Here is a 25,305-nt window from a genome sequence, read left to right as displayed (position 1 = left end):
AAATTTTCTCTATTCTTACAGGAGGAGTTGAAAAGCAATGAGAAAAATATATGAGATATTAGGAAAGATTGAACTATATATGGCAGAAATTCTTTTGGTCTTAATTGTAGTATTGGTTTTTTCTGCCGGTGTCTCAAGAACTTTAAGAAGTCCTATATATTGGGCTAATCCATTAGCAAGCTTCTTTTTTGCTTGGGCAACAATGTTTGCGATGGATGCTGCTTATAGAAGAGATAAACTTATGAATGTGGATCTTTTAGTTAAAAGACTTCCTCAAAGGGTTCAGAGTTATATAAAAATTTTTAACTACATTATTATTTTAGCTTTCTTAATTTATCTTATTGTGTTTGGGATTAGACTTGCTTTTGTCCAAAAATATAGAACCTTCGAAGGAATGTATGGTTTTAGCTACATGTGGGCTACTTTAAGTATTCCTGTAGGTTCTTTTCTTTTGGCAATAACAACCATAGTAAAAATTATTGACGAAATAAATAATTTGAGGAAATGGAGGAAATAGCTATGCTGTTGGTTATAATCTTCTTTTTCCTTTTTATGCTCCTTGGAATGCCTGTAGTTTTTGCTATAGCAATTTCAGGTTTTCTTTTCTTTTTACAACACCCAGAGATTCCAATAACAACTCCTATTCAATTGCCTTTAACCCAAAATATTAACTTTGCATTACTTGCTATTCCTTTATTTATTACTGCTGGGAATATGATGAACTATACTGGTATTACTAAGAGATTAATAGATCTTTCTATGGTGCTTGTAGGACATTTAAGGGGAGGACTTGCTCATGTGACTTGTGTCCTTTCTGCTTTGATGGGAGGAGTATCAGGTTCTGCTATTGCAGATGCAGCAATGGAAGCGAGAATGCTTGGACCTGAGATGATAAAAAGGGGACTTCCTAAGGGTTATGCAGCAGGAGCTTTGGTTTATTCTTCTCTTGAAGTTCCAACTATCCCTCCAAGTATAGGATTGGTTTTGTTTGGAACCATTGCCCAAGTCTCCATAGGAAGATTGTTTGCAGGAGGCATTATTCCAGGACTTTTAGTGATGACATTTTTAATGATTACTGTTGCAATTACTTCTCGTATAAGAAATTTTGCACCTTTAAGAGAAAAGAGAGCTTCTATTTTGGAAATTGGAATTTCTTTCATAAAGAGTATTTGGGCTATAATCTTTCCAGTAATACTTATTGTGGGATTGAGAGGAGGACTCTTTACTCCCTCTGAAATTGGAGCTTTATGTGTGGTATATGCATTGTTTGTAGGGATTTTGGCATACCGAGAATTGACTTTAAAGAATTTCATCGAGGCTCTTAGAGATTCTACTATAGATATAGGTGCAACTATGTCTTTAATTGCTTTTTCCAATATATTTTCCTATGGAATTGTTTGGGAGAGAATTCCAGAAATAATTTCCAGCTGGATTTTAGGTATAACAACTAATCCTTACATTTTTTATTTGATTTTAATTGCTTTACTTCTTGTTGCTGGATGTTTTATTGACGCTACTGTTCTTATATTGATGCTAACTTCTATATTTTTCCCCATCGCTATTAAGCTTGGTATTGATCCTGTACATTTTGGACTTGTCTTTGTTATGACTTGTGCTATAGGTAATTTTACCCCTCCTGTAGGTGCTGCCATGTATGCGGTATGTACGATTCTGGATGTTAGCTTAGAGGAGTTTTTAAAAGAATCCTGGCCTTTTCTTTTAGCTGTAGTCCTTGCGATTGTTACTTTGATCTTCTTCCCAAGTCTTGTGCTCTTTATCCCAAACTTAATCTTTGGAAAATAGGAGGGAGAAAAGATGAACTTTAAGGGTAAGGTAGTTCTCATTACTGGTGCAGGTTCTGGTATTGGAAGAAAAACTGCTATTATGTTTGCAGAAAGGGGAGCAAAGGTAGCAGTAAATGATATTTCGGAAGAAAAAGGTAAGGAAACTGTTGAAATCATAAAAAATAATGGTGGTGAAGCTATTTTTATTTTGGGAGATGTCTCCTCTCCTAAGGATGCCGAAAGGATAATAAAAGAAGTGGTTGAAAATTTTGGCAAGATAGATATCCTGGTTAATAATGCTGGAATAGTGGTATATGGTAAGGTGGAGGATACTTCTGAAGAAGATTTTGATAAGACCATGCTTGTGAATGTAAAAGGTCCCTTCTTCCTTTCAAAGTATGCTGTTCTTGAGATGAAAAAACAAGGTGGAGGAGTAATAGTAAATGTATCTTCAGAGGTAGCATTGAAGGCAATTCCCGAAAGATGTGTTTATAGTATGTCAAAGGGAGCCCTTATTTCTTTGACAAAATCTATGGCTATTGACTATGCAAGAGAAAACATAAGAGTTAATGCGGTATGTCCAGGAACCACTTTTACTCAAGGACTTGCAGAAAGGTTAAAGAAATTGCCTAATGCTGATGAGGTATTAAAGCAGATGTCTGAAAGACGTCCTATAGGAAGATTGGGTAAAGAGGAAGAGATTGCTTTTGCTATACTTTTTGCTGCTTGTGATGAGGCAGGGTATATGACTGGAAGTATTATCTCCATTGATGGAGGATTTACCGCTTAGGGAAGGAACAAAGATGTTCCTTCCCTTTTTACCCTTTAATCCCTCAGAAGCTGTTCCTCCTTATTGAAAATTTTTTGCAATTTTGTATTATTAGTATTATAATTATTTTCGAAAAGTATATCTAAAAAGTATAAATTGGAGGGATGAGAATGAAACCAAGAAAAATAAAGGAAAAGGTTTATTATGTGGGAGTGCCTGATTGGAACAGGACACTGTTTGATTCTCTTATTCCTTTGCCTGATGGTACCAGTTATAATGCCTATTTAGTTATAGGAAGTGAGAAAACTGCCTTGATAGATACTGTTGATCCCACTAAAAAAGATATACTATTCTCCTATTTTTCTAATATATCTAAAATTGACTATGTAATATCCCATCATGCCGAGCAAGATCATTCAGGAAGTATTCCTTTTGTTTTAGAAAAATATCCATCAGCTAAGGTAGTGACCAATCCAAAAGGTAAGGAGCTTCTTAAGTCCCATTTACATATACCTGATGATAGATTTATTACAGTGAATGATGGTGAAGAGCTTTCTCTTGGAGATAAAACTTTAAAGTTTATATATACTCCTTGGGTACACTGGCCCGAGACCATGGTAAGTTATCTTATGGAAGATAGAATTCTTTTCACCTGTGATCTTTTTGGTTCCCATTATGCTACTTCAAGTTTATATGTGGAGGATGAAAAAATTGTTTATGAGGCTGCAAAAAGATATTATGCCGAGATCATGATGCCATTTCGTAGTATAATTCAGAAAAATTTGGAAAAAATTAAAGAACTTCATATTGATTTAATAGCTCCAAGTCATGGGCCTATTTATAATAACCCTAATTTTATTATTAATGCTTATAAGGATTGGATAAGTGAAGATCCTAAAAATATAGTAGTTCTTCCCTATGTTTCTATGCATGATAGTACGAAAATAATGGTGGATTATTTAGCAGATAAACTTATTGAAAAAGGAATTGCTGTAGAGATATTTGATCTATCCACTGCTGATATTGGAAAGATAGCTATGGCACTTGTGGATGCTGCAACCATTATAGTGGGAACTCCTACGGTACTTGCTGGACCTCATCCAAAGGCTCTTTATGTTACTTACCTTGCAAATGTTCTTAAGCCAAAGGCAAAGTTTGTATCCATAATTGGATCTTACGGATGGGGTGGAAGAACTCTTGAAATCTTAAAGAATAATCTTACAAATTTGAATGTAGAAATATTAAATCCTGTGCTTGTTAAAGGACTTCCTGAGAAAGAAGATTTTAAATTATTAGATGAGCTTGCTGATGCTATCTATTTAAAACATAAAGAGTTAGGTTTAACTTCCTAAGGGGAGGGAAATTTTCCTCTCCTATTTTTTAATTTCTTGATTCATGCTCCCTGTTCTGTATCCCTCAAGGTCAAGAGTTATATACTTATATCCTAGCTCCTTAAGTTTTCTGATAATTTTCTCCCTTATATCCTTTTTTAGGATCAAAGAGAAGTTTTCTTCCTCTATTTCTATTCTTGCCATGTTTTTATAGTCTCTAACCCTAACCTGATTGAACCCTAATTTAGTCAAATAATCTTCTCCTTCTTCTATTCTTTTTAGCCTTTCTATCTCAATCCTTTCTCCGTAAGGGATTCTTGTGGCAAGGCAGGCGAGGGATGGTTTTTCTGAGGTGGGAAGATTAAATTCTCTTGACAACCTTCGAATTTCTTCCTTTGAAAATCCTAATTCCAAAAGAGGGCTTAAGATTCCTAACTCTTTAAGAGCCATTTTTCCAGGTCTATAATCTTTTAGGTCATCTACATTGCTCCCATCAAGCACACAATCTATATTATTTTCCTTTGCAACTTCAATTATTTTTTGAAAATTATATTTCTTACATATGTAGCATCTTTCAGGAGGATTTTTAATAAACTCTTCATGCTTCAAAAGCTCGTCATTTTTCAGTATTATGTGCCTTACTCCAAGTTCTTCTGCAATTCTTTTTGCCTCTTTAATTTCTCTTTCTGGGAAAATAGGGCTTATAAGGGTTACCGCTAATACATTGTCTCCAAGGGTGTCTTTTGCAACTTTTAAAAGGAAAGTACTATCTACACCTCCCGAGTATGCTACTACTACTTTTTTACAATCTCTTAAGAAATTTTTAAGTTCTTCTAATTTTTCCTTCATATGCTTCACCTCAATTGGTTTTTAAAATATTATACTTAAAAAGTATGAATTGTGAAATAATTTATTTTCATGTGTTATAATTTATTCAAAGATTTTTTACTGGGAGCTTGACATGGCTAAAATTGTTCGCTTTGGGGTTTCTATAGAGGAGGATCTTTTAGAAAATTTTGACAAAATAATAGAAGATAAAGGATATAATAGTAGATCAGAGGCTATAAGAGATCTAATAAGAGATTATATTATAAAGGAAAAATGGAATTTAAAAAAAGAAAAGGTAGCAGGAAGTATAAGCCTCATTTATGAGCATGATGTTTATGGACTTTCTGAAAAGTTGACGGACATACAGCATCATTACCATGATGTAATTATCTCTACCTTGCATGTTCATCTTGATGAAAAAAATTGTATGGAAGTGATACTTGTAAGGGGAAAAGTTGAAAAGATAAAAAGACTTTATGATGAGCTATCTTCTCTTAAGTGGGTAAGACATACAAACATTGCCATAACTGATATTATTTAGCTTCAGATTTTTTTTCTTTACGCCTTTAATATATTGATATATAATTTTTTAGTTTTTTAGTAGCACTTTTTTTAAAATTTATAATACACGGAGGTGTGGGTAATGCATATACCTGATGGTTATTTAGGGCCAGAAACTTATGGAAGTCTATTTGTTTTAATGGTTCCTTTTTGGGCTAAAGCTTATAATGCTGTAAAAAAATCTTTAAAAGAAAAAGATGTTCCCCTTCTTGCTATCTCTGCAGCTTTTTCTTTTGTGATTATGATGTTCAATATACCTATTCCCGGAGGAACCACAGGGCATGCAGTAGGGAGTGTCCTTATTGCTATACTTCTTGGACCTTGGACTGCAACTCTTGTTACCTCTATTGTTCTTATAATACAGGCACTGATTTTTGGGGATGGAGGAATTACTGCTATTGGAGCAAATTGTTTTAATATGGCAATTGTTATGCCTTTTTTAGGATATTATGTTTATAAGCTTGTGAAAGGGAAGGCAAATTTAGGTTCTAAAAGAGAAATTATTTCTGCAGGAATTGGAGCATATGTAGGGATAAATGTGGCTGCTTTGCTTACTGCTATAGAGCTTGGTATTCAACCTTATATAGCAAAGGATGCTAATGGGCTTCCTCTTTATTGTCCTTATCCTTTGAAAGTTGCTATTCCTGCGATGATGGTAGAGCATCTTTTAATTTTTGGTATTGTGGAAGCTGTAGTTACAATGGCTGCGCTTTATTATTTAAGAAAAATAGAAAATAAATAGGGGGAGATAAAAAATGAGTAATTGGAAAAGATTGTTTATAGGTATTTTAATTCTTGTACTTTTGTCTCCCATAGGTATTATTTTGCCTACTCTTCTCAATGCTGGATCTGCATGGGGAGAGTGGGGACCTGAAGAGTTAAAAGAGATGATAGGTTATGTGCCAAAGGGAATAGAAAAACTTTCTTCTCTCGCAAAACCTTTATTTCCTGACTATAATATAAAGGGTTGGGAGGATAAGGATGTTTTGTATCAAAGTATTGGATATATAATCAGTGGAATAGTTGGGGTTTTAGTTGTTATACTTATAACTTATGTGATAGGAAGGTGGAGTGTAAAAAAGAAAAAGAATGAATAATTTTATAGATAAAACTTTATATGAGATAAACAGAATAGTAAAGGACTTTCTATTCTTTGAGGTAGTAGAGACTCCGGATTTTTGGAAGGATGTGAAAGACGATATAAAAATAGTAATCTTAATTTTGTCTTTAATTGGAGTAAGTTTTATTCACAATCTTTGTTTTTTATTGTTAGCCTATTTTCTTTTACTAATCTTTGCTTATCTTTTGAAGATAGACTTAAGGAAATTCATGAAGCGCTCTTTTAGTTTTGTATTATTTTTTACAGTTCTTATTGTTATTCCTTACCTTTTCTTTAATCCTGAAACTCTTAATATAGGTTATTCCCATAAAGGGCTTTATGTCGCCCTTAGGTTGATATTTAGAGTTCTGATCTCTATTTCCTTAGCAAATATTCTTTTCTTCACTACTCCTTGGATAAATATAGTAAAGGGTTTGAGGATGCTTGGAGTTCCTTCTTTGGCTATCGCTATTATTTATATGACCTACAGATACATATTCTTTTTTGCTAATTTAGCTCAAGATATTTTTCTTGCTAAAAAAAGTAGAACTATTGAGTTTAATTACAAAAGGGAATATTCTTTTATTGGTTCTGCTATTGGACTTTTGTTTATGAAGGCAAGAATGCTCTCGGAGGAAGTATCTCAAGGAATGATTTCTCGCGGTTTTGGTAAAGAGTTTCATCCTATTATTAAGAGAGAAAAATATACTATAAAGGACTTTTTGCCTATAATAATGGAAATTTTAATAATTGGAGTTTTAATATGGATGGATCGAAAATTTTATTTAAATTAGTAGATGTAAGTTTCTATTATGTTTCTGAAAGGTTGGCTTTAAATTCTATATCCCTTGAGATAAAAGAAGGAGAAAGCATAGGAATATTAGGTCCTAATGGATCAGGAAAATCTACCCTTTTAAAAATTCTTGATGGTCTTTTATTTCCTCAAGAAGGAAAAGTTTTTTTTGAGGGAAGAGAGCTTAGGGAAAAGAGTTTTGAGGACCCTAATTTTAATCGTTATTTTAGAAAAAAGGTGGTCTTACTTTTTCAAAATGTAGATGCTATTCTATTTTCCCCTACTGTAAGGGACGAGCTTGCTTTTGGGCTTCTTCAACTTGGCTATTCTGACTCCGAGATAGAAAGGAAAATTTATGAATGTAGTAGGAAGTTTAGGATTGAAAATCTTTTGAAAAGGTCCCCCTTTCAATTGAGCGAAGGTGAAAAGAAAAAAGTTGCTCTTGCCTCGCTCCTTATAATAGAGCCCGATATTATTCTTTTGGATGAGCCTACAAATGAACTTGATCCAAGAAGTGTTAGAGAGCTTCTTTCCTATATTAAGGAGTTAAGAGCTGCTGGTAAAACTATAATTACTGCAACTCATGATTTACAGATGGTAAATGGATTTTTTGACAGAATTTTTGTTATGAACGAGGAAAAGAAAATTTTGAAAGTAGGTGATTACAAAACTATTTTTTCCGATAAGGAGTTTTTAAAAGAGGTAAATTTGATATAATTTTTTCTTATGAGAGTAAGGAATTTATTTGATATAAGTTTTGTTGAGGATAAAGAATTAAGAAAAAGTTTGAGCCTTGTAATACTTGGCGTATGCTTTGGTATTATATTCTTTAATGTTACCCAAGGAGCACCAATAGCAGGTTTTGCTAAGGAGCTTGGTTTTGGAGATCTTTTATACGGAGTTATGTTGGCAATGCCTGTTCTTGGTGGTGCTATACAACTTTTTGCCTCATATGTACTTGAGAAAACAAGAAAGAGAAAACTTCTTTTCTTTTTAGGTGGATTTATTCAAAGACTTCCATGGCTTTTAGTGGTAATTTTGCCCTTTTTTGTCCACGATAAAAATGTTCTTTTTTCAAGCATTGTTTTTTTATTAAGCATTACTGCTATTGGTAGTGCTTTTATAAATGTAAGTTTTATGTCTTGGATGGGGGATTTGGTTCCCATAGAGATTAGGGGAAGGTTTTTTAGTCATAGAAGTATGCTTGCAACTTTTGTTTCATTGATAAGTGGTCTTTTAATTGGTGCGTTTCTTGATAGATTTTCTGATCTTTACGGTTTTGCAGTAGTATTTATATTTGCAGTAATTTTGGGAATTTTTGATATTTTGTGCTTCATATGGGTATACGATCCTCCTATGAGGGGAAATGATTTTTCAAATGTTAATTTTGCTAAACTCTTTAAGGAATCAATAACTCATCCTAAATTTTCTCATTTTCTATTATTTGCTGTTCTTTGGAACTTTGCTCTGAATATCTCGGCTCCTTATTTTAATTTATACATGATAAAGTACCTAAAAATGAGTTACTTTGATATAGCTCTTTATGTACAGATCATTAGCAATGTTACTACTATTCTTTCGGTAAGAATTTTGGGAAGACTAATAGATAGATTTGGGAATAAGCCTGTTCTTCAAATAAGTACTTTTATTGTGAGTTTTTTGCCTTACATATGGTGCTTTACTACTCCCAATAATTGGTTGTTATTTGTGATACTCGTACAAATCTTTGCAGGAGTTTTTTGGCCTGGTATTGATCTTTCTTTTAATAATTTAGCATTGGGTCTTTCTCCTAACGAAAACAGGTCTTTTTATATAGCAGTATTAAATTTGTTTGTGGGTATTATCAATGCTATATCTTTTATTCTTGGAGGCTACATTATAGAGTATGTTGCTCCTTCAATAGTTAATTTCATAAATAGTCTTCTCCATATTCATCTTGTGGAGTATCATTTAATATTTATTCTCTCAGGTATGTTGAGATTTACTTTTTTAAGAATCTTTATTCCCAAAATCTCCGAGGAAAGATCAAAACCTGTTGAAGAATTAACCAATCATATTGTTAGAAGAATTAGAAAAAGAACTCCCTAAAATTTTATTGATTTTTTAAAATAATTGTTTTAATATTAAATTATCTTTAAAACTGGGGGGTTATTATGAAGAAAATAATTCTAATTGGCATCCTTTTTGTTTTCCTCTTTTTAGGCTTTGCAGAAGGCAATCAAGAAGGTTTTAATGTACCGAGTATATCTCCAAATATTAAGAGTATAAAGGTGAGATTAAATACTCCTCTTATACTTAGCTCTTCTAATATTAAGATAATTACTATTAAAAAGACTCCTATTGCTTTTAAGCCTTTTAATTATAGCTTTTTTAAAATAACTAAGGACCAGATAATAACTTTAGAAAATGGAAACAAAATTACAGGAGAAGAATTCTTAAAGGAAATAAATGATATTGAGAAGAAATTAAATGATTATGGATACTCTTTAAGGGATAAAGAAGAGGAAATTGTAATTCAAAGGATTTTAATAAAAAGAGAAGATTTAGAAATGCAAAGAAAACTTATGCACAGTATTACGCCTTTTGCTACTTTTGAGCCTGTTCAGAAGGAAGAACCTCTAAAGGAATTTAAGGACTATAATTTTTCAAGAAAATGGGAATTACCATTAGGGGATGATAATTTTAATATTAATATATTTGCAAATCTGGAGATGAAAGGAAGAGAAGATCAAGTATTAACAAACGCCTATGCTTTAGCAGAAGCCAGGGTTTTAGGGCGTAAAGCTGAGCTAATAAAGATTGAGGCCGATCTAAATTCGGCAAGAAATAGTAATAATGATGCTAAATTAAATGTGTACATTCTGGGAAATAAGGAATATTCAAAAAACTTTAATGTCAGTTATAGTTTAAAGGAAAACTTAAAATATGATGTAGACTGGGGATTTCCTATTACTGCTCCTGTGGGACCTTTTAGCATAACAGGAATTTTTGGTATAAGAGGCGGCATAATATTGGAATTAAATTCTAAATTTGATAGTTTGAATTGTTCTATAGGTGTAAAGCCATCCATAGACACAAAAGCTTTTGCAGAAGTTGGGATTGATTATAAGGTGGCTTCTGCAGGAATGGGTGGTGAACTTACTATTTTGAAAGACAGTCTTGAATTAGGAGGCAGTTTGGGATTAGTTTTACAAGACCCCATATATAATTCCTTTTTTGACATCTCTGCTTTTGGAAGAAATAGTTTAAATGCTTTATCAGGAGATTTATATTTCTTTGTAAAAGTAAACTATCTTGTAGGGTCTAAAAAATTTAAGGCACAAATATATGAATGGGATGGATTTTCTTATGAATATTCTCTCTTCAATTATTCTCTAAATGAGCCTGTCTATAAAGATAAAACCATCTGGTTGGTGGTAAAGGATATTAGGGGAATAACTCCTTATACTGCAAGAAATGAAAAGATTAATATCTCTTCGAAGAGGTTTTATGTGGAAGCTGAAATAGGGGGAGAGATTTTCAGCACTGTAATACCTGACAGAAATGGTGACGGTATTGCTGATTCTAATTGGCTTTTAAAGATTCCCTTGAGTAGCAAAAATACAAAGGTACCCATAAAAATTAGAGTAATTCAGGAATATTCTATGAGAAGCCTGAATTTCAAGAATAATCTGGATATTTTAAAAGGAGAAGGAAAAGATTTAGATTTTGTTCTTGATTTAAATACAAATACTTTAAGTGGTTCAATTAATGGTCAGATAGAAAGGGACTATATTTGTACAGGGGATACTAATTATTTTGGAGAGAGATATCATAGAATAACTGTAAAGCTTACAGAATCAGCATTTACGCCTGCTCCTGCTCAGTCACAATAAAATTTGACAAAAAAAATAATAAGTGTATAATTAAAGAATAAATTTTTTTAGGAGGTACGTTAAATTGGTTAAGACACTGTATGTAGGCAACCTATCGTGGCAGACCACCGAGGAGGACATAAAGGGACTTTTCGGAGGAGAAGGAGAGATCCAAAGTGTTAGATTGATTACTGATCGTAATACTGGAAGATCCAAAGGATTTGCTTTTGTGGAGACCACAGAAGAGGTAGCACAAAAACTTATTGATTCTTACAATGGTTATGAATTCAATGGAAGGAAGATTGTTGTAAGCGAAGCAAGACCTAAGGAAGAGCGAAGATCTTCTTCTAGCAGAAGCCATAACAGAAGATTTTAAATTATGAAAATTTTGATGGTTTGAAAAAGGGAAGCCCCTGTGAAAAAAAGTAGCAGGGGCTTTTTATTTGATGTATAATTGAGTCCATGAGAACGAGAAAAATTTATTACGAAGATTCAGAAATTTTTAATTGGAAGAGTAGGATTGAGGATATAAAACAAGAAGGAGATTTTCTTCTCTTAAGCTTGGATGAGACTATCTTTTATCCCGAGGGTGGAGGACAACCTTCGGATCGAGGAGAAATAGTGGGAGAAGCCTGGAAGCTTGAAGTAAGTAAAGTCTTTGAAAAAGACGGGGTAATATGGCATAAAGGTAAAATATTTGGGGAAAATTTTCCTAAAATAGGTGAAATTGTTGATCTCTTTATAAATATAGATCTTCGTAGGGAATATATGGAACAGCATACTGCCCAGCATCTTCTCTCTGCTATTTTAGAGAAAGATTATTCTCTTGAGACTACAGGTTTTCAAGTTTTTGAAGATCATACAAAGATTGAGATTCCATATAAAGGGTTAGATCCAGAGGGTTTTATTAAAGAGGTGGAAGGAAAGGTTAATGAGTATATCGGAAGAAATATCTCTATTTCCATATATTGGAAGGATGAAAGTACAAGAATTGTTGAGATTCCAGGTCTTGATGTAAATCCTTGTGGGGGTCTTCATGTGAAAAGTTTAGGAGAACTAAAATTATTAAAGATATTAGATTTTTACAAAAAGAATAATCTATATTGGCGGGTGGAATTTGTAGCAGGCAGGAGAATTATCAAACAGCTTGAGAAAAGGGAAAAAGAATACAAAATTATTAAGGAAAAATTAGGGAATCCTAATATTGTGGAAGGAGTAGATATGCTCTTGTCAAAGGCTGATAACTTAGAAAAGCAGATCAGAAAGCTTAAAGAAGAATTGAATTCCTATAGGTTGGAGGCTTTGTTAAAAGAGACAAAGGAATTTAAAGAATATAAATTTGTTGCAAGAATGATGGATCTTGAAATAGGAGATTTAAAATACGTAGCTCAAGGGCTTTTTGTAAAGGATAAAGTAGTAGGGGTTTTATTTAATCCACAGGGGCAGGGATTTGTATTTGGAAGAAGTGTAGAGAAAGATCTTTGGAATAGTATTTTATCTTTTCTTTTTAGAAATGGATGGAGAGGGAGTAAAGAGGGAGAATTTTTACAAGGAAAGATTGAAAACCCTAAAAAAGTTATAGAGGAAATTTTCTTAGAATTTTTCAAAGATTGATGTTTTATTTCTTTCCCTTTTAGCTTTGTAAAGGGCATTGTCTGCTAATATTAAAAGTTCTCTGGGGTTTTGAGAGTGAATAGGTGAATTTGCTATCCCTATACTTAAAGTTCCTGTTTTTTCTTGAACATTTATAGGTACTATATGCCTTTCTATGTTCCATCTAATTCTTAGCTTTTCTCCTACTTTATAAGCTGAATCAAGGTCTGTTTCAGGTAATATACAAACAAATTCCTCTCCACCAAATCTACCTATACTGTCTATGTTTCTTGTGTTGCGTAGGAGAAAAAGAGCAAGTTCCTTTAAAAAATTATCTCCTATTATATGTCCATACATATCATTGATGTTTTTAAAATGGTCAATATCTATGAACAGTAGACTCAAAGGACGGTTATATCTTAGTGCTCTATTTATCTCATTTTCTAAGATCTCATCAATTTTTCTCTTATTGTATACTCCTGTAAGAGGATCAATACAGGAAAGCTTTTCAGTGTGTTCATAAATAAAAGAGTTTTCAAGAGATATAGTAAGATGATACAGGATCGAAAGTATAGTGTCCTGTAAGTCATAGGAAGAGGGCATTGATAATCCCACAAATCCGTATAATTTTTCATTTCTCTTTAAAGGTATGAGAAGATAATCTTCTGGGATATTATAAGCAAATAGTTTTATATCTTTTGAAGTATAAAAACTATTATCATTACCAAAACTAAGTATATCAATTATCTCTTTTGCTTCTTCTCTACTAATTATTTGAAAATCTTGATAAAATTCTTCCATTACAAAGTTTAGCCACTACTCTTGCTACGTCCACAGGCTTTTTTGCCATATTTAAGTCAGAGATACACTGAAGAAGTATACTTGGATTGCTTCCTTTTTGTTGAAGTAGCCTTATCTATGATTTTTCGGGTTAAATCTCCGATTTCGTCTTTTCTATTTATTTTGTTCGGCTAATTTTTCAAGGGGTTTCACGTAGGTATATTTCATGGAATAGTAGAAAAGCATAGTAAAGAATATTTGAAGAGTAAGAAGAGGCAAAGAAAAAGAAACAGCAGAACCTATAATTTTGTTTCTTAAATCCTTTATGTCAAAACTAAATATTAGCTCTACTGAGTTTAGTGAGCTTTTCGTTAAAGTATAAACATAAAAGTAATTATCTTTGTAATATATGTTCTTTTGAGTAAGGAGATTTTGGGGGATGTCCTTGTATTTTATATTGGGTATTAGTTTATATGTATTGCCATTTTGGAAAATTATACCTTCAACTTTACAACACTTACAAAAATAACTTCTAAAAAAGTGAAAAAGATTAAAGGGAAAATTCTTTTGATTTTTATACCACAAAAGTTTACGTAATTCAATAAATTATTTTAATAGTTTTTATTTCAAAGGGTCTGAAATGCAATTTAAAACAAGAGTTTTTCTGGGGTATTTCTTGTTCTATTTCTTCTAAAAGATTTGTTTCATAAACTTTTTTGATAGGAATATCAAGGTTTATATCAACCTCTTCTTCTTTTCCAAGATACTCTATAAATCTTAAAATTATTCCTTCTTCATCCTCCGATTTTTTAAGCGCTCCAATAATAACGTTTCTTTTATCCCAACTTAAAAATCTTTTTTCTCCTTTATTTTCAGATATTTCCATAATATACAAAGGTCTGTTAAGTGCTTCTGCCTCTTTTAAGGTTGATTCATCTAAGCCTCCTAAATGAGGAAAAACAGAGTATGTAAAGTTATGGATACCTATGTCTGCCATATAATCAGGTGTTATAGGAGATCTTAAGAGGGTAATTCCTATAATATTTTCGTCAATACTATGACCATATTTTCCATTGTTGATTATACTTACCCCAAAATCTCTTTGGGATAGATCAATAAATCTTTGTACTGGGATTTCAAATTGAGCTTTTTCCCAGGAGGTATTTTTGTGTACAGGTTTCCAATAAATTCCATAAGGAACTTCGTATTGAGTAATTGGAGTAAATATATTTATAGGGAAATAAACTCTAAGCATAGTTCTTCTTTCGTGCCATTCAATTTCATTGATAATGTCTAATCTTTTTGAATAGGCATAGAGAGTGTAGTATTGAGTTATTGTTGAACTTTTATATTTTTTTACAACTTTTATTTGGGCTCTTAAAGGTCCCTTTTCCACTATCTCAATTTTTTCTACGTCTTTTATCTCTTTTCCAAATTTTTCATATTCTAAAGGTATATCCCATGCTTCCCAATATCTGGGTCTGTCTGGAAATGCAAATATTTGATTTCCTCTTTCTTTAAAAACTTCTCTGTTTAAGTCTTTATATAAAACGTTTATGGTTCCATCTCCATTTATTTTTACTTTGAGAAAAGAATTTTCTAAATGATCTTCTCCGATAATGAGATCAGTACTTATTTTTTCGTAGGTTTCCTCTTTTGAAACTTGAAGGGTTATAAAACTGAAAGGCTCAATTAATACGTCTCTCGAGTAAACTAACATTTTTTTGTCATAAGTTTTTTGAGAGGGCAAAGCTTTATTTTTGTATACTAGGGTCAAATCTTGATTAGAATCTAATTCAAAATTTAATTCTTGAGGAAAGGAAGTTGGATTATATATGAGAAGGAAATCTCCCTTATCTTTTGAGGTTAAATTGATATTAAAATCAAGGATTTCTTTAAGTTCTTTTTCTGTATCTTTATAGACTTCTCTTATGGAGGATCCTGGAAGAATATCATGAAATTCATTCCTTAAAAGTTTTTTCCATTGCTTGTCTATTTCTTCCTTAGGATATAAAGTATTTTCAAGAGCATTAAATAGGGTAGCTAAACTCTCAATAGTTATTAGGTGGTTTTCTGCTATTCTGTGGAGTCTTTTTATCCTTCCTTGTGTAGTAAAGGTTCCTCTATGAAGCTCTAAATAAAGATCTCCATAATATATAGGAAGTTTTTCTTCATTTATTTTTTCTAAAAACTTAATAGGATTTTCCTTTCTTATTTTAGGGATTAAGGGAAAATCTTTTAAAAGATTGAGCCTTTCAATCATTTCAAAAGTAGGTCCACCACCGCCATCTCCATATCCATAGGAGTAGATAAGAGAGTTTGATAAGTCTTTTTGTTGAAATTCCATAAAGGTTTTTATAATCTCTTTAATATCTGTGGTTCCGTTATAGCCGCAGTGTTTTCCAAAGATGTGAGCAACAATCTTTGTTCCATCTATTCCTTTCCATAAGAAAAGATCATAGGGGAATGTATTGGTTTCATTCCAAGTTAGTTTAGTGGTTGCAAAGTATTTAATACCTGACTTTTTTAGGATTTGAGGAAAGTTAGGGTTAAAGCCAAAAGTATCAGGAAGCCATGCTAATTTACATTTTATCCCAAATTCTTTCTCAAAAAATTTTTGGGCATAGAGAAATTGCCTTACAAAGGATTCTCCAGAAGGAAGTTGACAATCATTTTCTACCCATGTTCCTCCCTCAATTATCCATCTTTCTTCTTTTGCTTTTTCTTTTATCTTCTCAAAAAGATATTTATTTTTTTCTTTTATATCTTGATAAATTTGGGCACTACTTTGAAGAAAGACAAAGTCTGAATAGTTCTTCATAAGAGTGAGAACAGTAGAAAAGGTCCTTTGTGCCTTTCTTATGGTCTCTTCTCGAGGCCATAGCCAAGCATAATCTATATGAGCATGCCCTATGGCATAGAGTTCTCCCATGTTAGGATATTCATTTTTTAATTCAGAGAGCCTTTTTAATGCCAATTGAGAATAATGAGTAATAGATTTTTTTAGCTCCTCAGGTATAGGTTTTTCAATATTTTCAAAATCAGGTTGGCTCCAAAGTCCATTTATAAGGTCCATAGTAAATTTGGTGTTTTGAATTCTTAGCATAAACTCAGAATAAGAGCTTATTAAATCAATTTTTCCAAGGGTCTCCTCTAAAATATTTTGGATTTTCTTTTGGAGTTCTTTATTTGTGTCTTCTAAGGCAAGTCCAAACTCTCTTATGAGATAAAAAGTAAGCCATGCACGATATAATTCTTCATCTTTCTGATAGATATAGGCTTCTTTGAAAATAGGGTTTTTTTGATTTTGCCCAAAAAGCCCTTTGGGAACTGCCTCTATTAAAAAGAGATATTCTTCTTTGTAGGGAATTTTATGATCTTGGTGATAGGGATTTATACCAGCGTAGGGGATATTGTTTAAAAATAAAAATGCCTCTCCCCCTACATCAAGATGTATATAAAGAGGGAGAGCCGACACCTCTCTACTTAACTTAACTCTTTTTATAAAGTATACGGGGAGAGAAATCTTCTTCCATCTCTCCCCAAGTTTTATAACCTCTAAATTTGATAAAGTTTCAATATCTTCCCTTCTATCTGTAAATCCCCACTCATCAAGAATAAACTTTCTGAGAATAGAGTAACTATAAAGTTCATCTAACCAAAAATTCCATTGTTCTAATAGATATTTTTCGCTCATAGCTCTAATCTTATAGTGATTTCAGAAGGATATCCTTGTTTTATTAATTCTTCTCTTACCTCCATTACCGCTTTAACCATATTTTCCAACTTTGCTTTTGCTTCTTCCCAGGTTCTTGTCTTTAAGCCACAATCGGGATCAATAAATACCTGTTCTGGGCTAAAATGTTTTAAGGCTTCTTTTATTCTTGCTTTTATCTCATCTACTGTTTCTATTCTGTGGGAGTGTACATCAATAACCCCAACGGCAACATATTTTTCTTCTGGAAAACCCTCTTTTTCTATAAGAGGATAAAGTTTGTCAGCATTATTAGTGAATTCAAGATCAAATTGATGTACAGGAAAATTTACTACTTCTTTCCATATAGGTCTAAAATCACCGTAACAAATATGGGTTATAAGGAAACTTCTTAAACCTCTTGTAGTAATTTTAAAGGCTTCCTTTGCAATCTCGATCTCCTCAGGATGGGTTGGAACAGCAGGTTCATCTATCTGTACAAATAAGGCTCCCGCCTTTTCTAAGTCTAAAGCTTCCTGATTTATCACTTCTGCAAGGTCAAGGACTAAATCCCTTTTATTGTCATAATATTCGTTAAAGGACCAGTCTGCTATGGTGTAAGGTCCTGTTAACATCCCCTTTACAGGCTTTTTAGTTAGACTCTGGGCATATTTAAACATTTCTACAGTTATAGGTTTTGGTCTTCTTATTTTTCCTATCACAATAGGTTTTTTGTAATATCTATTTCCATAGGACCTTACAAGGCCACTTATGGTAAATCCTTCTAAATTTTCGGCAAAGTAGGTTGCCATGTCGCCTCTTTCCATTTCTCCATGTACCAATATGTCTATTCCTATCTCCTCTTGAAGTTTTATAACCTCTTCTGTGGCTTTTAGTTCTAATTCGTGGAGAGTAGAATAAGGGATTAAACCTCTTGAGTATTGGTTTCTTGCCTTCACCAAATAATCTGGCTTAGGAAAACTTCCCACACTGGTGGTAGGTAATATGGGTAGTTTTATCTCTTTCATCTTTTCTCACCTCTTACTAAATTTACTCCTTTTGCAAGATTTACCAGTTTATCATATGCTCTCTCTCTGGGTAGGTATTCAAGACCACAGCTTGGATTTACAAAAAGTTTGTCTTCTGATATCCATTGTAAAGCTTGTTTTATAAGATCTGCGATTTGTTCTGGAGTTTCTAATTTTGTATTTCTTGCATCCACTATTCCATAACCTAAGGCAAGATTTTTAGGAAATTCTTTTAGTATCTCAAAGTTTTCTTTCCTGGATACAAAATCAATGCCAAAAGTGTCTATTGGAAGATCTTTAATTCTGTTTTTGAGGGGAATTACTGTATGAAAATAAGTGTATATAGCTAAATTTCCTGAAAAATATTTTCTCATTTCTTTATATACATCTATGAAAAGGTCTATATCTTCAGGATAGTATTGAATAGATGGTTCATTAAATTGAAGGTATTCTACCTTGTTTTCTTCAAGAAGTTTAGTTTCTTCTATAAGGGCATTGGTATAGGCTTTTACAAGTTTTTCAAAGTTTTTGTAGTGCTCATCTCTGCTAAGTCTTGCCATAGTGTATGGTCCTGTAAGTACTGCTTTTACTGGAATGTTTCCTGCCCATTTTTGAGCTTTTTTCCAGTCTTCTATAACAATTGGTTCTTTCCATTTTATTTCACCCACAATTACTGGCTGTCTATAATAAGTATTGTTATCAAAATACCTTATAAGTCCTCCGATTTGAGCTCCGTCAAGTTTTTTAGCAATATAGCTTTGTCCATCCTCCCATCTTATTTGTCCATCGGTTATTAACTCTACTCCTGCCGAAATCTGTTCTTGTATAACTTCTTGGGTTACCTCATCAAATATTTTTTCTAATTCTTCTTTTGTAATTTTGCCTTGGTCATAAGCATGAATAGCTTTTCTTAGTTTTGGCTCCTTAGGTGGATTAGGTATTTTAGGATAGTGATCTACTACTGTGATAATCATTTCTTACCCTCCTTTTTATTCATATATGTCTTTTAAAACTGCACCCTTGCTTGCAGATGTAACCAAAGCTGCGTATCTTCTTAAATAACTAAACTCAATATCTCTTTTAATGGGCTTCCATTCTTTCTTTCTCTTTTCAAGCTCCTCGTTACTTAATTTCACATTTAAAGTCCTATTGGGGATATCTATCTCAACAATATCGCCATCTTTGAGAAGGGCTATGGGACCTCCTTCGGCAGCCTCAGGAGAAATATGTCCAATAGCAGCTCCTCTACTTCCTCCTGAGAATCTGCCATCGGTTATTAGGGCTACATCTTCATCAAGTCCCATTCCAGCAAGGGCTGATGTGGGTCCGAGCATTTCTCTCATTCCAGGCCCACCCTTAGGTCCCTCGTATCTTATCACTACTATATCTCCTTTTTTAATATTACCAGCATATATTTCTTTTATAGCTTCCTCCTCGCTGTTAAATACCCTTGCGGGTCCTTCATGCTTTAACATCTTAGGTGAGACTGCGGATTTTTTAACTACAGCACCTTCTGGTGCAAGATTTCCATACAATATAGCAAGACCGCCGTCTTTTGCATAAGGTTCTTCCAGTGGCCTTATGATGTTTCTGTCTCTTATTACTGCACTTTCTGCTATTTCTCCTATGGTTTTTCCTGATACTGTTAAGGCATTTGGATCTATTAGGTTCCCTTTGAGAAGTTCTTTTAATACTGCGGGTATTCCTCCCGCCTCATGAAGGTCTTGAATATGTTGAGAAGAAGCTGGGCTTAACTTACATATATTTGGGGTTCTCTCGTTAATTTTTTGGAAAGTGTCAAGAGGTAGGTCCACTTTTGCTTCTTTTGCAATTGCAAGAAGGTGAAGTACTGTATTTGTAGATCCCCCAAGAGCCATATCAACTGCAATGGCATTTTCAAATGCAGATCTTGTTAAAATATCGCGAGCCCTTATATTATCTTTTACTAATTGGACTATTCTTTTTCCAGCTTCTTTTGAAAGTCTTTTTCTCATACCATCATAAGCAGCAGGTAGTGTCCCATTGTAGGGTAGAGCTATACCAAGAGCTTCTGAAAGGCAGTTCATGGTGTTCGCAGTAAACATTCCTGAACATGAACCACATCCAGGGCAAGCATACTGTTCCAATTCATAGAGGTCTTCTTCTCTCAAATTTCCTGCTTTTACTTGTCCTATTCCTTCAAAGACACTTATAAGATCTACATCTTTTCCTCTCCATCTTCCTGCAAGCATAGGACCGCCACTCAATATAAGAGAGGGTAGATTAAGCCTTGCTGCTGCCATCAACATTCCAGGGACGATTTTATCACAATTGGTTATAAGTATTATTCCATCAAGTTGATACGCCTCTACCATAGCTTCAATAGAGTCTGCAATTAATTCTCTGCTGGCAAGGGAATACTTCATCCCTTTATGTCCCATGGCAATTCCATCACATATTCCTATAACCCTAAATTCTAAAGGAGTACCTCCTGCTTCCAAAATACCATATTTTACTGCTTCTGTGATTATATCTAAATGGATATGTCCAGGAATCATTTCATTTCCAGAATTTACTACACCTATAAGAGGTTTTTCTAATTCATCCTTTGTATATCCCATGGCATAAAACAAAGATCTATGAGGTGCTTTTTCTATCCCTTTTTTAACAGCATCACTCCTATGCATAAGCGAGCCTCCTTTTCCCCAAAATGAGAAATTTGCATAATCTTAACAACGATGAGATTATTATGTCAAGGGATTTTTTATAAGCACATCTCTAAAATTTTGTACACATCTTCTTTATTTAGTTTCTTTACATTTCCTATGGGGCCAAATTTAGTAGCTTTTTCTGCCATTTCCTCTAAACGTTCATTATTGATTCCTATTCTTGATAGATTAGTAGGAATTCCTAAGCTCTCATAAAAGTCTATAAGTTTATCAATGCCCTTTAGTCCTACTTCAAAATCATCTTCTCCTTGAATACCCCATACATTTCTCGCAAAATTAGCGAATTTGTTAGGAATTACATCTATAACATATTTCATCCAATGAGGAAAAACAATGGCAAGTCCAAGACCATGGGGTATATCATAAAGGGCGGAGATGGCATGTTCAATTGCATGAGAAGCCCAGTCTTGTTCTTTTCCTACGCCTATTATTCCGTTGAGGGCATTAGTTCCGCACCAAAGAATTATGGCTCTACTTTCAAGATCCTCGGGATTTTGGGCAAGTTTTGGTGCGGTTTCTATTACTGTTCTCATTATAGCTTCTGCAAATCTGTCTTGAAGTATGGCATCTTCAGTTCTATCAAAATATTGTTCAAATACATGGGACAATATATCTACAATTCCATAAAGAGTATGGTTTAGGGGAACAGACACAGTATTTTGGGGATCAAGAATAGAAAATTTAGGATAGAGATAAGGACTTGAAATTGCTAACTTTTCTTGGGTATCCATGTTGGATATGACTGCATTACCGTTCATTTCTGAACCTGTCGCAGCTAAGGTTAGGACAACTCCAATAGGTATAGTAGGTTTTATGGGAATTCTTTTGGTAAATAAGTCCCATACGTCTCCCTCATAGGTTAGCCCTGCTGCAATTGCCTTTGCGGTATCAATCACGCTTCCGCCACCCACCGCAAGGAGTATGTCAATTTTATTTTCTCTAACTATTTTTATTCCTTCTCTTACAAGGTCTACTCTTGGATTTGGTTTAACTCCAGAAAGTTCATATATTTCAAGTTCTTCTTTTTTGAGTAAATCTACTACTTTATCATATAATCCTATTTTTTTGATGCTTCCTTGTCCTGTAATGAGAAGTACTTTCTTTCCATAATTTTTTGTTTCCTTTCCCACTTTATTAGTTGAGTCATTTCCAAAGATGATCTTTGTAGGATTATGGAATACAAAATTTCTCATTTTTATGAAAGCCTCCTTTTTTGATATATGTTTTAAAAAAAATTATATCACTCAATTTCTCCTTTTTCTAATAATTCTAAAAATAATTGGGCAATCTCTGGATCAAATTGTTTGCCCATATTTTTCTTTATTTCATTAATGATCTCTTTCTTAGAAAGGCCTTTTCTGTAAGGTCTATTGGATTTCATTGCAGAGTAGGCATCAGCTACTGCGATAATCCTTGCAAGAAGAGGAATTTCCTTTCCCTGAAGGCTTTGGGGATATCCTTTTCCATCATATCTCTCATGGTGATAAAGTACTGCCTGAAGGAGTTTTTCCATTTTGGGAAGTTGGTTTAATATAAGGTAGCCTAATCTTGGATGTTCCTTAATAATCTTCCATTCCTCATCGGTTAGAGGTCCTGGTTTTTTAAGTATTTCGAAGGGTATTCCAATTTTTCCAATATCATGAAGTTTTCCTGCAAGCTCTAATATCTCAAGATCTTCTTTAGAAAGTCCTAATTTTTCTCCAATTTTTCTTGCATATTTGGCTACTTCGTTACAATGAGTATAAGTGTAATTGTCCTTGTTATCAATGGCATTAATTAAACCAAGAAATTCATCAAATTTAGGGGCTTCTTTGGACATGGGAGTTTTGTAGGAGCAAGATATGGTACTAAAAGAATCTCCTCCTGAAGTTTTAGCTTTGTACATGGCTATATCTGCAAGGGTCAATAGTTTCTCTGGTTCATTAGTATCATCAGGATAAGATGCTATTCCCATACTTATTTTTATAGGGATTTTGTTGTTCGTAGGAGTTGTAATGGTTAAGTTTCTAATACTCTTTAATAATCTTTCTGCAAGTTTAATAGCCCCCTCTAAATTGGTCTCTGGTAAGATTATTGCGAATTCATCTCCTCCATATCTTCCTACTAAGTCCGTTTTTCTACATGAATTTTTTAAAATTTTCGCTAACTCTCTTAGTACTTGGTCTCCAAAAGTGTGTCCATAGGTATCATTAAATAACTTAAAATTGTCCACATCTATTACTATTGCAGAAAGGGGTCTATTGTATCTTTTTGCCCTTTCTACATCTTTGTTAAACCCTTCCTCTAAAGCTCTCCTATTTAGAACTCCTGTAAGAGGATCTATGGTTGCTAATTTCTTTATCTCTTCAAATAGAAAGGCATTTTCAATAGCTATAGAAATATAATTGGCAATAGCTTTTAAAAAGTTTACTGTCTTCTCGGTGTATACATCATTTTCATGTTTAAGGACTATGGCACCTTTTACTCCTCTTCCTGTAATTAATGGTACACATAAAATGTTTTTGTTTTCTTTCTTTATAAGCATAGGGTTATTATTTTTTATTGACTCTATTATTATGTTTTTGTCTGCATTAGTTAACTTTTCATGAGTCTTTTTAAGTTTTTTCACTTTTATATCTAAGATATTTTCATTTCCATTTAGAAGAGCTAAGTAAAAAGCATCATAATCAAATAGATTTGCTATTTTGCTTGAGACAAGATCCCATATTAGATCTAGTTCGATGGAGGAGGTTATGGTATTTCCAATCTCATTTAGAATTGATAACTCTCGGATATGTTCTATTAGCTGATCTTCATATGCTCTTCTTTCTTCAAATAATTTTGCTCCCTGGATTCCTGCACTTATTTGGGTTCTTAGAATCTCATAAAAAAATCTATGTGGGATACCAAGTTCAAAAAGAGCATATCCAAAAAATGTATCTTGGAAATATAGGGGTTCTATAATATATGTAAATCTCCTTTTAGGGAGAATTCTTTTAGGTATAAATTCGTCTGAAAATTTTATATCTTTATGTTCTGCATTTTCTGAATAGCCAAAAAGTAAATTCTTTTTATTCTGAGAATTTTCCTGCTCTACAATATAGAAGCTCTTTATACCAAGATCAGGTAAATTATCTTTTAGATAATTTACAATAGCATCTTTATTAAAGGAAGAAATTAGATTTATTCCAAAACCTGTCAGATTTTGAAAATCTTCTTCTAATTGAGCTTTTTTATATCCCTGAGACCTTTCTGCATAATCGCTTATTATGACCCTTGCTTGATGCCAAAGATTTTCTGCAAAGGCCAAATCATCTTTATCCACATAATATATGACAAATCTTCTTAATGTGGAAATGTAATCTTGGAAATATCCTATTTGAGGGGTGATTAATTCCCTTGTCTTAAGGAGTTTCTGGAGATAATTGATAAAATAGTCTGGATTTTTCTCTCTTAAACTGGTAAGAAAGCTTTTGTAAAGTTCTATTAACTCATTTTTTTCTAATTCATACTGGACTTTACTTGCCACTTTTACAAATTCCTCTTTTAAGTCCTCTAATTTCTCCCAGGAGAGGCTTATGTTTACTTTTTTAGGCTCCACCTTTGCTCTGTCCAGCGCTGAATATTTACATCCGCAAGATTCCCTTATAATTAATTTAGTGGGAAGAGGTTCCATATTTTCTATTTCTCTTCCCTCTATAATATTTACTAAGGTCTCTATAGCTTTTTCGCCCATCTCAAAAAGGGGTTGTCTTACCGTAGTGAGAGGTGGAGTTATAAAGCTTGCTTCTTCTACATCGTCAAATCCAGTAATTTTAATATCTTCTGGTATAAGAAATTTTCTTTTTTTGAGTTCTTCAATAGCTGAAAGAGCCATGTCATCATTGGATGAAATAATAACTTCGGGTTTTATCTTTCTCTCATCAAAAAAGGTTTTTATAGCCTTTTTCCCTGATTCATGTAGAAAATCTCCATAATATATGTGATCTTCTGGTACCTTTATATCATATTGAGACAAAGCCTCCATAAAAGTTTCATATCTTATTCTGGCTTCAATATTATCCATGGGCCCAGTTATAAAAGCAAACTTTGTATAACCATGGTCTTCAATGAGATGGATCAAAAGTTCTTTGAAACCATTAATATTGTCAACAATAAAGCTTGGAACCTTTTCTAAGGGAAGTCCAATACTTACAGTAGGTATATTTTCAGAGAATAGTTTGCAGAATTTTATGGTTTCTTCATTAGGGATGTGAGAACTTAAAGCAGAGGTGAACATTATCAGTCCATCAATATCTTTTTTAGAGATCAAATAATAGATTTTATTGGCGCATTTTTCATAATCAAAGGGAGAGTTTAAGGTTTTTCCTACAATACAATAGAGATTTATATCCTTTCTCTCTGCATATGAGAAAATTCCCTTTAAAATATTCCATTGATATACATTTAAATTGTCTACGAATATTCCAATATTTTTCCGCATTAAATTCATCCTCCCCCGCTT

The 25,305-nt window shown here is 33.1% G+C and carries 21 protein-coding genes; 13 read left to right on the top strand and 8 right to left on the bottom strand.

Annotation, left to right across the window (positions count from 1 at the left end; all coding sequences use genetic code 11):
* The first annotated feature begins 37 nt into the window (after window positions 1-37).
* The 4 genes from DTUR_RS09155 (at window position 38) to DTUR_RS09140 (ending at window position 3,905) form a co-directional block, all read left to right on the top strand.
* Window positions 38-517, top strand: a complete 480-nt coding sequence (locus tag DTUR_RS09155; protein WP_012584120.1) for a TRAP transporter small permease — start codon at window positions 38-40, stop codon at window positions 515-517.
* A gap of 2 nt (window positions 518-519) precedes the next feature.
* Window positions 520-1,803, top strand: coding sequence for a TRAP transporter large permease (locus DTUR_RS09150; protein WP_012584119.1), 1,284 nt, complete (start codon window positions 520-522; stop codon window positions 1,801-1,803).
* 12 nt (window positions 1,804-1,815) lie between these two features.
* The gene (locus DTUR_RS09145) at window positions 1,816-2,574 is read left to right on the top strand and encodes an SDR family NAD(P)-dependent oxidoreductase (RefSeq protein WP_012584118.1); all 759 of its coding nucleotides are present in this window, start codon (window positions 1,816-1,818) and stop codon (window positions 2,572-2,574) included.
* Between the two features lie 149 nt (window positions 2,575-2,723).
* Window positions 2,724-3,905 (top strand): FprA family A-type flavoprotein, encoded by a 1,182-nt coding sequence (locus tag DTUR_RS09140; protein WP_012584117.1) that lies wholly within the window; start codon window positions 2,724-2,726, stop codon window positions 3,903-3,905.
* A 21-nt stretch (window positions 3,906-3,926) separates the two neighbouring features.
* Here DTUR_RS09140 and larE read toward each other — a convergent pair whose 3' ends face one another.
* Window positions 3,927-4,733: an ATP-dependent sacrificial sulfur transferase LarE gene (gene larE / locus DTUR_RS09135; protein WP_012584116.1), complete on the bottom strand. Its 807-nt coding sequence runs from the start codon at window positions 4,731-4,733 to the stop codon at window positions 3,927-3,929.
* Window positions 4,734-4,845: 112 nt separating this feature from the next.
* On the opposite strand from larE, the gene nikR reads away from it, so the two are divergent.
* From nikR to DTUR_RS09090, 9 genes are all read left to right on the top strand, one after another.
* Window positions 4,846-5,253, top strand: a complete 408-nt coding sequence (nikR, locus tag DTUR_RS09130; RefSeq protein WP_012584115.1) for a nickel-responsive transcriptional regulator NikR — start codon at window positions 4,846-4,848, stop codon at window positions 5,251-5,253.
* 102 nt (window positions 5,254-5,355) lie between these two features.
* On the top strand, window positions 5,356-6,015 hold the full coding sequence (gene cbiM / locus DTUR_RS09125; protein WP_012584114.1) for a cobalt transporter CbiM: 660 nt from the start codon (window positions 5,356-5,358) through the stop codon (window positions 6,013-6,015).
* Between the two features lie 13 nt (window positions 6,016-6,028).
* Window positions 6,029-6,370, top strand: a complete 342-nt coding sequence (locus DTUR_RS09120) for a PDGLE domain-containing protein (protein WP_012584113.1) — start codon at window positions 6,029-6,031, stop codon at window positions 6,368-6,370.
* Window positions 6,363-7,166 (top strand): cobalt ECF transporter T component CbiQ, encoded by an 804-nt coding sequence (gene cbiQ / locus DTUR_RS09115; RefSeq protein ID WP_012584112.1) that lies wholly within the window; start codon window positions 6,363-6,365, stop codon window positions 7,164-7,166. The genes DTUR_RS09120 and cbiQ overlap by 8 nt, the downstream gene beginning before the upstream one ends.
* Window positions 7,136-7,882, top strand: a complete 747-nt coding sequence (locus tag DTUR_RS09110; RefSeq protein ID WP_012584111.1) for an energy-coupling factor ABC transporter ATP-binding protein — start codon at window positions 7,136-7,138, stop codon at window positions 7,880-7,882. Before cbiQ ends, DTUR_RS09110 begins: the two co-directional genes overlap by 31 nt.
* A gap of 9 nt (window positions 7,883-7,891) precedes the next feature.
* Window positions 7,892-9,253, top strand: coding sequence for an MFS transporter (locus DTUR_RS09105; RefSeq protein ID WP_012584110.1), 1,362 nt, complete (start codon window positions 7,892-7,894; stop codon window positions 9,251-9,253).
* A 65-nt stretch (window positions 9,254-9,318) separates the two neighbouring features.
* Window positions 9,319-11,040, top strand: coding sequence for a hypothetical protein (locus DTUR_RS09100; protein ID WP_012584109.1), 1,722 nt, complete (start codon window positions 9,319-9,321; stop codon window positions 11,038-11,040).
* Window positions 11,041-11,104: 64 nt separating this feature from the next.
* A complete protein-coding gene (locus tag DTUR_RS09095) occupies window positions 11,105-11,395 on the top strand; it encodes an RNA recognition motif domain-containing protein (protein ID WP_012584108.1) in 291 nt (96 codons plus the stop codon).
* 86 nt (window positions 11,396-11,481) lie between these two features.
* Window positions 11,482-12,633, top strand: coding sequence for an alanyl-tRNA editing protein (locus DTUR_RS09090; RefSeq protein ID WP_012584107.1), 1,152 nt, complete (start codon window positions 11,482-11,484; stop codon window positions 12,631-12,633).
* Here the strand turns inward: DTUR_RS09090 and DTUR_RS09085 are convergent.
* The 7 genes from DTUR_RS09085 to DTUR_RS09055 form a co-directional block, all read right to left on the bottom strand.
* Window positions 12,613-13,413, bottom strand: coding sequence for a GGDEF domain-containing protein (locus DTUR_RS09085; protein ID WP_012584106.1), 801 nt, complete (start codon window positions 13,411-13,413; stop codon window positions 12,613-12,615). The genes DTUR_RS09090 and DTUR_RS09085 overlap by 21 nt on opposite strands.
* Window positions 13,414-13,990: 577 nt before the next feature.
* Window positions 13,991-17,089, bottom strand: a complete 3,099-nt coding sequence (locus DTUR_RS09080; RefSeq protein WP_012584105.1) for an alpha-mannosidase — start codon at window positions 17,087-17,089, stop codon at window positions 13,991-13,993.
* Window positions 17,086-18,114, bottom strand: coding sequence for a methionine synthase (locus DTUR_RS09075; protein ID WP_012584104.1), 1,029 nt, complete (start codon window positions 18,112-18,114; stop codon window positions 17,086-17,088). The genes DTUR_RS09080 and DTUR_RS09075 overlap by 4 nt, the downstream gene beginning before the upstream one ends.
* Entirely contained in the window at window positions 18,111-19,088 is a 978-nt protein-coding gene (locus tag DTUR_RS09070; RefSeq protein WP_012584103.1) for a methylcobamide--CoM methyltransferase, read from the bottom strand. Before DTUR_RS09070 ends, DTUR_RS09075 begins: the two co-directional genes overlap by 4 nt.
* Window positions 19,089-19,103: 15 nt before the next feature.
* Window positions 19,104-20,780, bottom strand: a complete 1,677-nt coding sequence (gene ilvD, locus DTUR_RS09065) for a dihydroxy-acid dehydratase (RefSeq protein ID WP_012584102.1) — start codon at window positions 20,778-20,780, stop codon at window positions 19,104-19,106.
* 77 nt (window positions 20,781-20,857) lie between these two features.
* Window positions 20,858-22,015: an iron-containing alcohol dehydrogenase gene (locus DTUR_RS09060; RefSeq protein WP_012584101.1), complete on the bottom strand. Its 1,158-nt coding sequence runs from the start codon at window positions 22,013-22,015 to the stop codon at window positions 20,858-20,860.
* 47 nt (window positions 22,016-22,062) lie between these two features.
* Entirely contained in the window at window positions 22,063-25,284 is a 3,222-nt protein-coding gene (locus DTUR_RS09055) for a diguanylate cyclase (RefSeq protein WP_012584100.1), read from the bottom strand.
* Between the last annotated feature and the right edge of the window lie 21 nt (window positions 25,285-25,305).

It is taken from the genome of Dictyoglomus turgidum DSM 6724, from assembly GCF_000021645.1.
GTDB lineage: Bacteria > Dictyoglomota > Dictyoglomia > Dictyoglomales > Dictyoglomaceae > Dictyoglomus > Dictyoglomus turgidum.
The sequence above is the reverse complement of the archived record's forward strand: the minus strand, read 5'-3'. Positions and strand labels throughout refer to the sequence as shown.

Excerpts from the sequence above, each read along its gene's own strand:
- DTUR_RS09155 (WP_012584120.1), top strand. The coding sequence starts at position 38 with ATGAGAAAAATATATGAGATATTAGGAAAGATTGAACTATATATGGCA.
- DTUR_RS09150 (WP_012584119.1), top strand. The coding sequence starts at position 520 with ATGCTGTTGGTTATAATCTTCTTTTTCCTTTTTATGCTCCTTGGAATG.
- DTUR_RS09145 (WP_012584118.1), top strand. The coding sequence starts at position 1,816 with ATGAACTTTAAGGGTAAGGTAGTTCTCATTACTGGTGCAGGTTCTGGT.
- DTUR_RS09140 (WP_012584117.1), top strand. The coding sequence starts at position 2,724 with ATGAAACCAAGAAAAATAAAGGAAAAGGTTTATTATGTGGGAGTGCCT.
- larE (WP_012584116.1), bottom strand. The coding sequence starts at position 4,733 with ATGAAGGAAAAATTAGAAGAACTTAAAAATTTCTTAAGAGATTGTAAA.
- nikR (WP_012584115.1), top strand. The coding sequence starts at position 4,846 with ATGGCTAAAATTGTTCGCTTTGGGGTTTCTATAGAGGAGGATCTTTTA.
- cbiM (WP_012584114.1), top strand. The coding sequence starts at position 5,356 with ATGCATATACCTGATGGTTATTTAGGGCCAGAAACTTATGGAAGTCTA.
- DTUR_RS09120 (WP_012584113.1), top strand. The coding sequence starts at position 6,029 with ATGAGTAATTGGAAAAGATTGTTTATAGGTATTTTAATTCTTGTACTT.
- cbiQ (WP_012584112.1), top strand. The coding sequence starts at position 6,363 with ATGAATAATTTTATAGATAAAACTTTATATGAGATAAACAGAATAGTA.
- DTUR_RS09110 (WP_012584111.1), top strand. The coding sequence starts at position 7,136 with ATGGATGGATCGAAAATTTTATTTAAATTAGTAGATGTAAGTTTCTAT.
- DTUR_RS09105 (WP_012584110.1), top strand. The coding sequence starts at position 7,892 with ATGAGAGTAAGGAATTTATTTGATATAAGTTTTGTTGAGGATAAAGAA.
- DTUR_RS09100 (WP_012584109.1), top strand. The coding sequence starts at position 9,319 with ATGAAGAAAATAATTCTAATTGGCATCCTTTTTGTTTTCCTCTTTTTA.
- DTUR_RS09090 (WP_012584107.1), top strand. The coding sequence starts at position 11,482 with ATGAGAACGAGAAAAATTTATTACGAAGATTCAGAAATTTTTAATTGG.
- DTUR_RS09085 (WP_012584106.1), bottom strand. The coding sequence starts at position 13,413 with ATGGAAGAATTTTATCAAGATTTTCAAATAATTAGTAGAGAAGAAGCA.
- DTUR_RS09080 (WP_012584105.1), bottom strand. The coding sequence starts at position 17,089 with ATGAGCGAAAAATATCTATTAGAACAATGGAATTTTTGGTTAGATGAA.
- DTUR_RS09075 (WP_012584104.1), bottom strand. The coding sequence starts at position 18,114 with ATGAAAGAGATAAAACTACCCATATTACCTACCACCAGTGTGGGAAGT.
- DTUR_RS09070 (WP_012584103.1), bottom strand. The coding sequence starts at position 19,088 with ATGATTATCACAGTAGTAGATCACTATCCTAAAATACCTAATCCACCT.
- ilvD (WP_012584102.1), bottom strand. The coding sequence starts at position 20,780 with ATGCATAGGAGTGATGCTGTTAAAAAAGGGATAGAAAAAGCACCTCAT.
- DTUR_RS09060 (WP_012584101.1), bottom strand. The coding sequence starts at position 22,015 with ATGAGAAATTTTGTATTCCATAATCCTACAAAGATCATCTTTGGAAAT.
- DTUR_RS09055 (WP_012584100.1), bottom strand. The coding sequence starts at position 25,284 with ATGCGGAAAAATATTGGAATATTCGTAGACAATTTAAATGTATATCAA.